General features: G+C 62.6%; 10 protein-coding genes. 6 read left to right on the top strand and 4 right to left on the bottom strand.

Annotated features, from left to right (window positions below):
- Positions 1–60: 60 nt before the first annotated feature.
- The 5 genes from wecB to EJA72_RS27730 are packed head-to-tail and all read left to right on the top strand — an operon-like array spanning position 61 to position 8,482.
- On the top strand, positions 61–1,215 hold the full coding sequence (gene wecB / locus EJA72_RS27750; protein WP_157715062.1) for a non-hydrolyzing UDP-N-acetylglucosamine 2-epimerase: 1,155 nt from the start codon (positions 61–63) through the stop codon (positions 1,213–1,215).
- Complete coding sequence (gene nrfB, locus EJA72_RS27745; RefSeq protein ID WP_157715077.1) at positions 1,212–3,386, top strand: cyclic di-3',5'-guanylate-activated glycosyltransferase NrfB; 2,175 nt, start codon at positions 1,212–1,214, stop codon at positions 3,384–3,386. The genes wecB and nrfB overlap by 4 nt, the downstream gene beginning before the upstream one ends.
- A complete protein-coding gene (locus EJA72_RS27740) occupies positions 3,383–6,544 on the top strand; it encodes a phage receptor (protein WP_157715061.1) in 3,162 nt (1,053 codons plus the stop codon). Before nrfB ends, EJA72_RS27740 begins: the two co-directional genes overlap by 4 nt.
- Positions 6,544–7,422 (top strand): DUF4434 family protein, encoded by an 879-nt coding sequence (locus EJA72_RS27735; RefSeq protein WP_157715060.1) that lies wholly within the window; start codon positions 6,544–6,546, stop codon positions 7,420–7,422. The genes EJA72_RS27740 and EJA72_RS27735 overlap by 1 nt, the downstream gene beginning before the upstream one ends.
- A complete protein-coding gene (locus EJA72_RS27730) occupies positions 7,406–8,482 on the top strand; it encodes a GGDEF domain-containing protein (RefSeq protein ID WP_157715059.1) in 1,077 nt (358 codons plus the stop codon). Before EJA72_RS27735 ends, EJA72_RS27730 begins: the two co-directional genes overlap by 17 nt.
- A 134-nt stretch (positions 8,483–8,616) precedes the next feature.
- Here EJA72_RS27730 and EJA72_RS27725 read toward each other — a convergent pair whose 3' ends face one another.
- Positions 8,617–9,021 carry a MerR family transcriptional regulator gene (locus EJA72_RS27725; RefSeq protein WP_157715058.1) on the bottom strand — a complete coding sequence of 135 codons (405 nt, stop codon included), beginning with the start codon at positions 9,019–9,021 and terminating at the stop codon, positions 8,617–8,619.
- A gap of 77 nt (positions 9,022–9,098) precedes the next feature.
- Between EJA72_RS27725 and EJA72_RS27720 the strand changes: the two genes are divergently transcribed.
- Positions 9,099–10,322: an NADH:flavin oxidoreductase/NADH oxidase family protein gene (locus tag EJA72_RS27720; protein ID WP_157715057.1), complete on the top strand. Its 1,224-nt coding sequence runs from the start codon at positions 9,099–9,101 to the stop codon at positions 10,320–10,322.
- Positions 10,323–10,548: 226 nt separating this feature from the next.
- On the opposite strand, the gene EJA72_RS27715 is transcribed toward EJA72_RS27720, so the two are convergent.
- The 3 genes from EJA72_RS27715 to EJA72_RS27705 form a co-directional block, all read right to left on the bottom strand.
- Entirely contained in the window at positions 10,549–11,094 is a 546-nt protein-coding gene (locus EJA72_RS27715) for a VWA domain-containing protein (RefSeq protein WP_178129613.1), read from the bottom strand.
- Between the two features lie 119 nt (positions 11,095–11,213).
- A complete protein-coding gene (locus tag EJA72_RS27710) occupies positions 11,214–12,224 on the bottom strand; it encodes an ATP-binding protein (RefSeq protein ID WP_157715056.1) in 1,011 nt (336 codons plus the stop codon).
- A 198-nt stretch (positions 12,225–12,422) separates the two neighbouring features.
- Positions 12,423–13,935, bottom strand: a 1,513-nt coding sequence (locus EJA72_RS27705) for a cobaltochelatase subunit CobN (RefSeq protein ID WP_256679783.1), incomplete at its 5' end; no start/stop codon positions are given.

The following is a 13,935-nucleotide window of genomic DNA, read 5'->3' as shown; positions in this document are numbered from 1 at the left end:
ATTCAGGTGATAAACAGTCTCAACAGTCCTGCGCAAGCCACCGCTTTTCCAGGAGGGGTCATGTCTTACAAAGTCATGATGGTTTTCGGGACGCGACCGGAGGCCATCAAGATGGCCCCCCTGGCTCGTGTTCTGCGTCATTGGCCGGGTGTCGAGCTGTTTATCTGCTCCACGGGCCAGCACCGGGAGATGCTCAAGCAGGTGCTGGACTCCTTCGAGCTCAAGGTCGACGAAGAACTGCAAGTGATGACCCAGGGCCAGACGCTCAACGGCCTTTCCGAGCAGTTGCTGATTCATCTCGACAAAACCTACGAACGGGAACACCCCGACATCGTGCTGGTGCACGGCGACACCACCACCAGTTTCATCGCTGCCCTCGCCGCCTTCAATCGCCAGCTACCCATCGGCCACGTCGAGGCCGGTTTGCGTACTGGTAATCTGCGCGCGCCGTGGCCAGAAGAGGCCAATCGGCGTTTGACCGGTGTCATCGCCGACCTGCATTTCACACCGACCACCAAGGGCGAAGCCAACCTGCTGCGCGAAGGCGTGCCCCCCTCCAACATTGAAGTCACCGGCAATACCGTCATCGACGCGCTGCTGTGGATGCGCACCCATCAAGAGGACGTTCAATGGCACCCGGCCGCCGACTCACCACTGGCGGTGCTCGATGACAATCGGCGCATGGTGCTGATCACCGGTCATCGCCGGGAAAATTTCGGTGGCGGGTTTCGCAATATCTGCCTGGCCCTCGCCGAGCTCGCCTTGCGCTATACCGATGTGCAATTCGTCTACCCGGTGCACTTGAACCCGCAGGTGCAGAAAGCGGTGTACGGCCTACTGTCGGACAAGCCGAACATTTACCTGGTGGCTCCGCAGGATTATCAGCATTTCGTCTGGCTGATGGGCCGCGCGCATTTCATCCTCACCGACTCCGGCGGTATCCAGGAGGAAGCCCCCGCCATCGGCAAGCCGCTGCTGGTGCTACGGGATGTCACCGAGCGGCCGTCCGTGCTTGAAGGTGGCACGGTGTTGCTGGTGGGCACCAATACCGATCGCATCGTTAAGGAGTCCAGCCAGTTGCTCGACGACGAAGCGCACTACAAGCACATGAGTCGCGTCCATAGCCCCTACGGCGACGGCCACGCCAGCGAACGCATCGCCGCTCGTCTCTGCACGTGGCTGAGCGAACGTTCGGCGGCGGGCACCGCAACATGAGCCTGGGGTTTGTCGATTTTTTTGCCTATGTGCTGTTTGGTCTCAAATACCTCGCGATTACCCTGGCCTTGTTGATGTTCGTGCTCGGTCTCGACGACCTGTTCATCGACGTCGTGTACTGGAGCCGCAAGTTGATCCGACGCTGGCGGATCTACGAAAAATTCGAGCGCGCCGACGAGCAGCGGCTCTACGCCATTGCCGAAAAACCCCTGGCGATCATGGTGCCCGCCTGGAATGAAGTGGGCGTGGTCGGTGAAATGGCGCGCCTGGCTGCCTCGACCATCGACTACGAGAACTATCAGATATTCGTCGGCACCTACCCCAACGATGCCGAGACCCAGGCCGACGTCGACGCGGTCTGCCGGCATTACCCCAACGTGCACAAAGTGGTCTGCGCCCGCCCCGGCCCCACCAGTAAGGCCGACTGCCTGAACAACATCATCGACGCGATCCTGCGCTTCGAAAGCGAAGCCCGAATCCAGTTTGCCGGGTTCATCCTGCACGATGCCGAAGACGTGATTTCGCCGATGGAATTGCGCCTCTACAACTACCTGCTACCAAACAAGGACCTGATCCAGATTCCGGTCTACCCCTACGCGCCAGAATGGAAAGGTTTCACCGCCGGCCACTACGTCGACGAGTTCGCCGAAAACCACGGCAAGGACGTGATCGTCCGTGAAGCCTTGACCGGCCAGGTGCCCAGCGCCGGTGTGGGCACCTGCTTCAGCCGCAAGGCCATCAGCGCCCTGCTCGAAGACGGCGACGGCATCGCCTTCGACGTGCAGAGCCTGACCGAGGACTACGACATCGGCTTCCGGCTCAAGCAAAAAGGCATGAAGTGCATCTTCGCCCGCTACTCGGTCACCGACCCGAAACTGGCGCTGGAACAGCCTTGGGTGTTCGGCATGAACCGCGCGTTTTCCCAGGTGATCTGCGTGCGCGAGCATTTCCCCCGGGACTTGCAGCACGCGATCCGCCAGAAATCACGCTGGATCGTCGGCATCGTGTTCCAGGGCACCAAGAACCTGGGCTGGAGCCCCCATGGCCTGCTCAATTATTTCCTGTGGCGCGACCGTCGCGGCTTGATCGCCTACCTGCTGAGTTTCCTGGTCAACCTGCTGTTCCTCGTGTTGCTGGCGATGTGGCTGGTCACGATCATTTCGCCGAACGCCTGGCGCTATCCGTCGATCCTGTCCGAGAGCGCGCTACTGCGGACCCTGCTTTGGCTTAACGGGTTGATGCTGCTCAATCGGCTGTTCCAGCGCGGCTGGTTCGTCACCCGTTATTACGGCCTGTGGGAAGGCCTGCTGTCGGCGCCGCGCATGATGTGGAGCAACTTCGTCAATTTCTTCGCCAATTTGCGCGCGTTGCGTCAGGTCATGGAAATGGGCGATTCGCGCCGCGTGGCCTGGGACAAAACCACCCATGAATTCCCGGCGCTGACCAAGGCCCACCGCACGCCGCTGGGGCATCGCCTGGTGGAAAAAGGCCTGCTCACCGAAGAGCAACTGGAAGCGGCGATCACCAACCCGATACGGCGCAGGCTCGGCCACGAATTGCTGCTGCGCGAACACATCAACAGCACGCAACTGGTGGAAACCCTGGCCGAACAACTGGACATGGACTGGGCCCCGCTCAACCCGTTCAAGCTCGATAAACGCCTGATCGAACTCGTGCCGCGCAAGGTCGCCTCGCACTACGGCGTCCTGCCGGTGGCCGAAGAAGGCGACACGCTGATCCTGGCGTCCGAAGGCCCGGTCAGCCAGGTGTCGCTGGGCGCCATCAGCCGTCAATTGAAACGCCCGGTGCGCTGCCGCCTCGCGCCGCAAGGCCGGGTCACGCTGGGGATTCGCTACTGGTACGCCAGCCCGCGCCAGAACGAAGACGTGCATCACATGCTCGAAGTGCTGGAGCGGCATCAGGACGATGAATACTTGCTCGAACGCGTCAGTCATCACCAGATATTGCTGGGCAACCTGCTGCAAGTGCGCGGCATGGTCCCGCCCAGCCTGTTCAACCAGGCCCTGATTGATTTCGATGCCGAGCACATGTCGCTGGGCCAACACCTGATTTCACGCGGCATGATTACTCAGGAAGTGCTCGAACAGGCGCTGGTCGAACAGGCCAACGAACAGCAAGCCGCCTACCGCATCGTCCGGGAGGTCGAATGAAGCCTGTCCATCGACACGCCCTGCTTGCCGGCCTGATGTTGAGCCTGAGCGCAGCCACCTGGGTGCAGGCCGAACCGCTGAGCGACTTCGAACAATTCCGCAGCTTCCCCTACATGGACCGCAGCTACCGCGAAGCGAAAAAAGGCAACTGGGCCGAAGTCGAACGGCTGATGCGCCACCTGCTGACCAAGGTGCCGAAAAACGATGAAGCCCGGGCGTTGCTGGTGGAAGCGCTGGCCAAGCAACGCCGTTACAAGGACGCCGTGCAAGCGCTGCCGGACAACCCGGAAAACAGCGACGCGCTGCTCAACCTGCGCCTGACCTGGATCGAACAGGACCCGCCGGGCAGCGGGCAAGTCGAACAATGGATGGCCAGCAGCAACCTCAATCAGCGCGTGCGCCTGTGGCAAGCGTACAGCCTTAGCCTGGCCAAGTTCGGCGGTGCGGGGCGGGCCCACGACTGGCTGGCACAACTGGTGCCCCACGGCGATGACAAGATTCTGCGCCTGGCCCTCTCCAACTGGTCCGAGCAACTGCGCGACTGGAACGGCACCATCGCCCAACTGGCGCCTCTGGCGGCCAAGCATCAATTGGACGCCGACAGCTGGCAGCGCCTGGCCAACGCCTATGTGCAACGCCTCGACGAAAAGCCTTTGCAACAATTGCTGGAACAAGCGCCGAACCCCGAAGCGGCGCGTAAAACGCGGCTGGCGATGGTCGATCGGGCAATTGCCATGGGCGACGCCGCGCAGGCCCAACGCTGGATGCAATCGCTGCCGGCCAACGACCTCGCCGATCCCGCCCAACAACATCGACTGTGGGAACTGGCGCGACAAACCGGCGACACCGAGACGGTGCAGCGCTTGAGCAGTCAACTGCAGCGCCCGTGCCTGGAGACCGCGGAATGGCTGTCGCGGCGCGACCCACAAGCAGCGCTCACGCAATTGCGGGGCTGCCAACCGGGTGACGATCCGCAAGCCTGGCTGGTCCTCGCCCAGCGCCTGCAGGCCACCGAATTGTTGCAAAGCACGCGCTTGCCGGAGCCATGGGACCGCCAGCGCCAGGCCCGTTTAATGGACATCTGGCAGGCCGAAGGCCGCAGCGACCAAGTCATGGCCTGGCTCGCCAGCCAGCCGCAAACCGCCGACGTGGTGAAACGCCGCGCCGAACTGACTCAAGCCCTGGGCCGCAACACTGAGGCGGCGCCCCTTTGGGAACGGCATTACCAGCAGACCGGCAGCCTCGTTTCACTCAATCAGGCGACCTACCTGATGTTGAAGGCCGGCCAGCGCGATCACACGCAGCTATTGCTGGAAAACGCCTACGACCGCCACGGCGGCAAACTGCCCGATGCCCTGTTGCAACGACTGGCGGGACTGTATGCCGCGTCGACGCCAACCCCGGCGCAGCAGCAACGCATGGTGTCGCTGCTCGGCCACGTCGACCCCGCCACCCGTGGTCAGCTGTTGGCGCAACTGGCCGAGAACGGTCAATGCGATGCGGTCCAGCAGGCCATTGGCGCCCACCCTCAAGTGACCGGCGACTACCGCGCCCTCGGTCGATGCGCCATGCCGCAGCGGCCCGGGGAAGCGGTCGTCTATTACCGGGAGGCGGAAAAACTCGGTGACCGTGACAGTCGCCTGCCGCTGGCCTATGCCCTGGAAGCGGCCGGCGATTCGGCCGGCGCACTGGCGATCTTTCACAGCATCCCGGCGGCCGAACTGAGCGACAACGCCCGACTGACCGCCAGCCGCAGCGCCCTGACGGCGGGCGACACTCAGGCTGCCGAACGCTACTGGCAACAAAGCCGCGCCCGGGGTGCCAACGAATGGGCCTTGGGCGCAGCGATTGCCGACGCCCGGGGCGATCATGCCCTCGCCTTGCAGCGGCAACGCGCCGCCCTGCAACAGGCGCCCGATGCCGGGCATTTCTACGCCGCCTCGGTCACCGCGCAAAAGGCCGGGGACCTGCAACAAAGCACCGCGTGGCTGACCGAAGCGGTGCGTCGGGAGCCGGATAATCCGCGTTATCGCGCCGATTACGGCATGCGTCTGGCTGGCGCGCCAACCAAAGAAGAGCGCGCCCAGGCCATTCCTTACCTGCAACGCGCCACCCAGGATTTCCCGGAAGACTACCGCCTCGGCGAAACCCTGGCCGTGCGGTATGACGAAGCCGGAGACAGCGCTCATTCGCGCAAGGAATTGCGACGGGTCATCGACCTGGAGCAACACCCCGTGGCCGCCGACGACGAAGACGGCAGCATGGAAGCCCGCCGTTACCGCCAGCGCCGAGCGCACGAAACCCTGTCGCGCCGCGACAGTCGGACCATCGCCAGCACCTGGTCGCCGGCCGGGGTCTCGACCAACGATTTCCTGCGCCCGGACGACAGCATCGGTTCCCAACGGCGTTCGACGTCGCAGAACGTGCAAATGGCCATGTGGGATCACGCCCTCGGCGAAGAGCCCAGCCGCGCCGGCAGCACGCTGTCGGTTTATGGCCGGGTATTGCTCGGTGGTGTCGGCCGGTCGAGTTACGCCGAATCCATCGCCACCGGGGTTGGGCTGCGCTACAAGCCCTGGGGCACGGCCAACATCAATTTCTACGGTGAAATCTACAAGCAGAGCCAGTTCGACGATCAGGACAATCATGGACTCAGCCTCGGCCAGACGCTGATTCCGGAAAAACTCGCCGATCAGGTCGACGATCACCGTCAGGACGGCCACACCACCACGGACTACCTGCTGCGCGCCACCGCTTCGTTCCTCGATCAGGGCCGGTTTCGCAACGACTGGCGCATCGATGAAAGCGACTGGGAAGAGCGCTTTCTGTACCTCGATGCCGCGTGGTGGACCAAGGCTGGCGATCACCAATGGCTGTCGCGCTTCCAGCAGGGCCACGCCTGGAAGTTGCCGTTCAACGGCGCGCAAACCCTCATGCCGTACGGGTTTCTTGAGTTCGCCAGCCAGGACCCGAGCAACAACAGGCGCCAGGACCTGCGCACCGGCCTCGGCCTGCGCTGGCAATGGTGGTTCGACGACGACATCTACAACGCCTACCGCGCGCACCTGACGGTTCGCACCGAATATCAACAATCCCTGGGCGGCAATCTGTATGAGGGCGGCAACGGTGTGCTGCTGGGCGTGGAGTTGAATTTCTGATGATGCGATTTCTATGGGTCGTGTGCCTGTTGCTGGGTTGCACGCTGGCGCGGGCCGATGAGCGAATTTTCTATCAACCGTTGAACGTCGACGCCAGCCTCAGCCAGACGCAATGGCGGCAGATCTGGCAGGACACGGCGCGGCAAGGCGCGCGCACGCTGATGGTGCAATGGACGGCTTACGGCGATTCGAACTTCGGTGGGCCGACGGGCTGGCTCGCCAACAGTTTGAAACTGGCCCACGAGCAAGGCCTGAACCTGGTGGTGGGGCTGGCCATGGACCCGGCCTATTACCAGCGCATCAATGAGCTGGACAGCGCCGGGCTGGCGATGTACTGGCAAGCGCAACTCGGTCGCTCGCTGGCACAACAACACGCGCTGCGCCAGGACTGGAAACTTCCGGTCATCGGCTGGTACCTGCCGCTGGAACTGGATGACGTGCACTTTCAGGCACTCGACCGCCGGCAAACCCTGCAACGCCAGCTTGAGGATTTTGCCGACAAACTCGATGCCCCCCTGCACGTCAGCGCGTTCAGTGCCGGCAAACTTGCGCCTCGGGTCAACGGGCAATGGCTGGGTGATCTGGCGATGAATTCGGTGCACGTCTGGTGGCAGGACGGCGCGGGCAACGGACGATTGCCGCCGCTGATACGGGCCGGTTACGCCAGCGCACTGCCTTGCTCGGTCGGCATCGTGCGCGAGGCGTTCCGTCAGGTCAGCGCCGAGGGACAGCCGTTCCGTGCGGACCCGGCCACGCCGGACGCGTCCCCGGCGGGCTGCCATCCAACGGCGGTGTTTTCGCTACGCTATCGCCCGTGGGGCAAGGTCATTCTCGACAACCAGCGCAAGGCCAAGGTGGGCGATGTACAAAACCATTGAAGATGAAGTGCTGAAAAAAACGGCGCCCGCCGAGCTAAAGGCGGAATTCATTCAACATGAATTCGAACGGCTGCACCGGTTTTGCCTGCTGATTTATGTCGCGAGCATCACGGTCTGGATGATGTTCGATTTGATCGTCAGCTTCATCGGCGGCCAGAGTTTTACCTGGCTCTCGTTTCTGTTTCTCGGGGTTTTGTCGACGGTTGCGACGGTCTTGCTGTTCACCCGTAAAGCGCGGCACTTCCATGTGCTGAATTTGATGTTTGTGTTCACGATTACCCTGGGCTTGCGCCTGGTCATTGACGGCTTGCCCGCCGACTTCCAGCCCGCCTGGCTGGTGCTGGCGGCATCGAGCACCTTGTACGGCGCGTCGGTGCTGCCCCTGAGTCGATGGTCTTTTTACGGTGCGCAGATCATTACCTGGTTGATGCTCAACCCGTTCTACAAGGCGCCGTTCGCGCTGCTGGAACTTCGGGGCGTGATGACGATGGCCTACACCGTGTTCCTCTGCGCACTGACGGTGTACAGCTTCCTCACCTTGCGCAAAGCCAAACTCTACAACTACATCATGTCCAAGCTGCTGCTGGAGCAGGCTTACATCGACACCCTGACCGAAATCCCCAATCGCCGTTCGTTCATGACCCAGGCCGGCAAGCAACTGCAAAGCGCACCCCGCGAGCACGACCACTACCTGGCAATGATCGATATCGATAATTTCAAGAAGGTGAACGACGTCTACGGCCACGACATCGGCGATGAAGTGCTCAAGCGTATTGCGGCGGATATCAAAGGGGTGATGGCCGACTTTGAGTACGCGCGATTGGGCGGTGAGGAGTTCGCGATTTACCTGGCAGGCGTGCGCCGTGATGACGTTGCGGCGTTGGCGGGCGAATTGTGTCGGGTGGTGAGGGAACGAGTGACGCAGCACCCGGTGACCATCAGCATCGGCCTGGCGCAGGTGGCGGACGATGACACGTTGAACCAGGCGCTGGTGAGGGCGGATGAGGCGTTGTATGCGTCAAAACATACGGGGAAGGATCGGTTTACGTTTTATCAGTGATGATTTGTGTTGTCTGTAAGGGCCTCATCGCGAGCAGGCTCGCTCCCACATTTGAAACGCGTCCCCCTGTAGGAGCGAACCTGCTCGCGATGCTGTTAGGGAACACCGCTATATACCAAAAGTCGCGACCAGGGCTAATGCTTGAGTGACGCCAGCACCCGCTCGGCGTTCGCCTCGCAAGCCATGCCTTGGGGTCGGGCATGGATGTTCTCGATGATGTTGAGCAACTTCGCCTTGCTCTGGGCAAGGTGCAGCTGCATCACTTCGATCTGCTCGACTTTACGCTCCAGCCCCGCCACCAGTTCGTCATGCTTGAACGTGCCCGTCGTGGCATCCGGCAACAGCAGCCTCAATTCTTCGAGGCTGAAACCAGCTTGCTGCGCACACTGGATGAGTTCCAGGGTTTGCAACGCTTGTGCCGGGTAGCGTCGATAGCCGTTGGCCTGGCGCTCCACCTGGCGGATCAGCCCTTGTGCCTCGTAAAAGCGGATACGCGAGGCGGTCAACCCGCTCAGCTGTGCCAATTCACCGATCTTCATCTGCGCCTCATTTGCCTGCTTGACATTAAAGTTAACTTTAAGCTTAGCCTCTACGCTTTACTGATGAGGAGTCAAGCATGTCGCCCTTCCAAGCGTTGAATTTGCCCAACGGCCAGACCATCGGCAATCGCATCGCCAAAGCCGCGATGGAAGAGAACCTGGCGGACACCGGCCAGGCACCGGCCGAGGCCTTGTTCCAACTGTATCAAGCGTGGGCCCAAGGCGAAGCCGGGCTGTTGCTGACCGGCAACGTGATGATCGACCGCCGCGCCATGACCGGCCCCGCTGGCGTGGTGCTCGAAGATGAGCGGCACCTTGAGCGTTTTCGCCAATGGGCGACGATTGGCCGTGCCGGCGGTGCGCAATTCTGGATGCAGTTGAACCATCCCGGTCGCCAGACCATGGCCAACCTCGGCCAGCAAGCCTGGGCGCCTTCGGCGGTGGCACTCGATCTGGGCGGGTTCTCGAAGATGTTTGCCGAGCCCAAGCCCATGACTGAGCGCGATATCGAAGAGGTCATCCGACGCTTTGCCACCAGCGCCGCGCTGGCGGAAAAAGCCGGGTTCACGGGCGTTCAGATTCATGCCGCGCACGGTTACCTGATCAGTCAGTTCCTTTCGCCGCTGAGCAATCGCCGCACGGATCGCTGGGGCGGTTCCCTGGAAAACCGCGCGCGTTTGTTGTTGGCAGTGGTCAGCGCCGTGCGCCAATCGGTGTCGCCTCATTTTTGCGTGGCGGTGAAGCTCAATTCCGCAGACTTCCAGCGCGGTGGCTTTGATGCCGACGATGCGCGGCAGGTCATTGAGTGGCTCAACGAGCAGCCGATTGACTTGCTGGAACTGTCTGGCGGCAGCTACGAAGCACCGGCCATGCAGGGCGAGGCGCGGGATGGCCGGACGCTCGCGCGGGAGGCGTATTTTCTGGAGATGGCCGGAGAGCTGGCCAGCGTGGCGCGCATGCCGGTGATGGTTACTGGCGGCATTCGGCGTTTGGCCATCGTCGAACAGGTGTTGGACAGTGGCATTGCCATGGCCGGGATCGGCACCGCGCTGGCGCTGGAACCGCAGTTGGTCAAACACTGGCGCGAAGGCCGCAACAGCCACCCGCAATTGCCGGCGATCCGCTGGAAGCGCAAACCGCTGGCCGCGCTGGCGAGCATGGCGGTGGTGAAGTTCCAGCTCCATCGCCTGAGCCGCGGACGCAAAACCCGGCCCGGGGTTTCGGCGCTGCTGGCGTTGGTGCTTGATCAGGTGTACCTCGCGCGGCGGACTCGTCAGTATCGTCGGGCGATGGGTCAATGATCCGGAGTTGATGTCGACGGCGAGATCGCCATCGCGAGCAGGCTCGCTCCCACATTGGATCTCCGGTGTTCACAAAACACCTGTAGGAGTGGGCCTGCCAAACTGGATCTCCAGCCTTCACAAAATCCCTGAGGGAAAAGGCCTGCCACACTGGATTTCCACCGCGAACAAAATCCCTGTGGGAGCGAGCCTGCTCGCGATGAGGCCCTGACAGGCACCCCAGAACTCAACCCGGAAGCAGGTCGTCGATATGTCGATACTCGGACTGCAATTGGGCCGCCAATACCTTACTGCGCCCGAGGCGGATCGGCCCGCGTTCTATGTCGATCAGCAGTCCCGGACAGGCGAGCACCGGCAATGTCGGCCACTCTTTAAGGCGGCCATCAGTAACCAGCAACAGCCGCTGCTTCTCCGCCGGAAAACGCTTCTGCCGCGCAGTGAGCCAGCGCCCCGCCTCACCCAACGCCGCCAGCAATGGCGTGCCGCCGCCTGCGCCCAACCCTTCCAGCCAGTCACGCAAACCGGTGGACGCTTTCAACCCCTGCACCTGCCATTTCGGCGTCTGGCCGCTTGCCGTGAGCAACGCCAAACGTGCCCGCTGGCGATAGGCGTCATCGAACAATTGCGCCAGCAACCCCTTGGCATCACTCAACGCCTGATGCCGCCGCGTCGAGGCCGACGCATCGACAATCACCAGCCACAGCTCATGGGGTGAGCGGGTGCGCAAGTGGAACAACACATCCTCACGCTGACGCGGGCGACCGTTAAGCAAAGTGCCCGGCCAGTTCACCGAACCACTACGTGCGGCATGGCGCTTGCCCTGCTTGCCATTATCCAGCCGTCCTGCACGGGGTCTGGCATTCGCCCCCGCATCAGATCGAGGGCGAATGCCTAGGGCTTTTTTGGCCAGCTCGGCACTTCACGTCGTGCACCGGTCGGCAACGCCTGGGCCGGCATTTCGCCCCATTGGCCCTGCCCTTCGACCCGCCCCTCATTAGGGCTTTGCGATTGGCTTGAAGCAGGCGGATTTTGTTGCGGTGAAGGGGGCGACGGTTCGCGACGACGGTGACGCAAGGCGAACTCGGCCACCGCGTCGATATCCTCGATGTCGATGGCGTTGGCCCCTCGCCACGCGGCGTGGGCACGGGCCGCGCGTAACCAGACCAGATCGGCGCGCAGGCCATCGACGCCAGCAGCAAAACAGCGCTCGGTAATCTGCGCCAGCGCGCTGTCGTCGAGCGGGATATTGGCCAGCGCGCTGCGTGCTTGCTCGCAACGTTCACGCAGCGCCTGCTGCTGGTTTTCCCATTGGGCGCAGAAGGTCTGCGGGTCGCTGTCGAAATCCAGCCGACGACGGATGATCTGCCCCCGCTCAATCGGCGCGGTGTGGCCACTGAGGGCAACGTTCAGGCCGAAACGGTCAAGCAGCTGCGGGCGCAACTCGCCCTCTTCCGGGTTCATGGTGCCAATCAGCACGAACTTCGCCGAATGCCGATGGGAAATGCCGTCGCGTTCGATCAGGTTGGTGCCGCTGGCCGCCACATCGAGCAGCAGATCAACGAGGTGATCGGGCAACAGATTGACTTCATCAACGTAGAGCACGCCGCCGTCGGCCTTGGCCAGTACACCCGGGGAAAACTGCGCGCGACCCCCGCTGAGGGCGGCATCGAGGTCGAGGGTACCGACGAGGCGTTCTTCTGTGGCACCGAGCGGCAAGGTGACGAACTGGCCGCTGGCGAGCAGGTCTGCCAGCCCTCGGGCCAAGGTCGACTTGGCCATGCCACGCGGGCCTTCGATCAGCACGCCGCCGATTTTCGGGTCGATGGAGGTCAGGCACAGGGCAAGCTTCAAGTCATCGGCGCCGACCACGGCGGAGAGCGGGAAATGGGGGGTGTCGGTCATCTTTAATACTCAGTCATGGTCGGGAAACACTCTGTGGCGAGGGAGCTTGTCGGAACGCCGCACCGTCCCGCTGGGCTGCGCAGCAGCCCCAAAACTATGGACACATTCTGTCAGACACACCGAAGGCTCAGCTTTTACGACTGCTTCGCAGCCGAGCGGGAGCAAGCTCCCTCGCCACAATTAGCGGACATTCGATACTTAAATGTCTTCTTCGATATCCAGCAACAAATTCTCCAGCGCCTCGCGGTATTCGCCCGGTTCTTTCCACATCCCCCGCTGCTGCGCTTCGAGCATGCGCTCAGTCATGTCGCGCAGTGCATGGGGGTTGTGCTCGCGAACGAACTCTCGGGTCGCCGGGTCCAGCAAGTACGCATCTGCCAGCAACGCGTACTGGTGATCGTCAATCAGCTGCGTCGTCGCGTCGAACGCGAACAGGTTATCGACCGTCGCCGCCAGTTCAAACGCGCCTTTATAGCCGTGACGCTTGACCCCGTCGATCCACTTCGGATTGGCCGCCCGGGAGCGAATCACCCGATTCAGCTCTTCCTTCAGGGTGCGGATCTTCGGCAAGTCCGGCTGGCTGTGGTCGCCATGGTAGCTGGCCGCCGCTTCGCCGCTGAGGCTTTCCACGGCGGCGAGCATGCCGCCCTGGAACTGGTAATAATCGTTGGAGTCGAGCAAGTCATGCTCGCGGTTGTCCTGGTTTTGCAGCACCGCTTGCACCTGGCTCAGGCGTTGGGCGAACTGTTCGCGAGCCGCCGTACCCTCGTCGGAGCCGCCGTAAGCATAGCCGCCCCAGTTCAGATAAACCTCGGCCAGGTCCTCGCGGCTTTGCCACAAGCGACCGTCGATGGCGCCCTGTACACCCGCGCCATACGCACCGGGCTTGGCCCCGAAAATACGCCAGCCGGCCTGACGTTTCGCCGCTTCTTCATCCAGGCCCGATTGCATCAGCGCTTCACGCTCGTCGCGCACCTTGGCGGCCAACGGGTTCAAGTCGTCGGGCTCATCCAGCGCGGCCACCGCTTGCACCGCCGCATCGAACAGGCGGATCAGGTTGGCAAAGGCATCGCGGAAGAAGCCGGACACCCGCAAGGTCACGTCCACCCGCGGCCGGTCGAGCAGGCTCAGCGGCAGGATTTCAAAATCGTCGACCCGCTGACTGCCCGTCGCCCAGACCGGACGCACACCCATCAATGCCATGGCCTGGGCAATGTCATCACCGCCGGTGCGCATGGTGGCGGTGCCCCAGACCGACAGGCCCAGTTGCCGTAAATGATCGCCGTGGTCTTGCAAATGCCGTTCAAGAATCAGGTTGGCTGACTGGAACCCGATACGCCAGGCGGTGGTGGTTGGCAGGTTGCGCACGTCCACCGAATAGAAATTGCGCCCGGTGGGCAGCACGTCCAGCCGGCCTCGGCTGGGCGCGCCGCTGGGGCCTGCCGGGACGAAACGGCCGCTCAGGGCGTCGAGCAAGCCGCGCATTTCCGCGGGGCCGCAGGCGTCCAGCCGTGGGGCAACGATTTCGCGCAGGTGGTCGAGGATGGCGTTTACCTCGGACCACTGCGCCTCCTGCGGAAGTGGGCCTGAATCTTGTGGAAGTGAACCTGAGTCTTGTGGGACTGGGCCTTTGTGGCGAGGGAGCTTGCTCCCGCTTGAGTGCGCAGCACTCACAACAGGGGCCGCTACGCAGCCCAGCGGGAGCAAGCTC

Origin of the sequence: Pseudomonas sp. PB120 (assembly GCF_009761815.1) — a bacterium.
GTDB lineage: Bacteria > Pseudomonadota > Gammaproteobacteria > Pseudomonadales > Pseudomonadaceae > Aquipseudomonas.
This window is presented reverse-complemented; position numbering and strand designations above follow the sequence as displayed.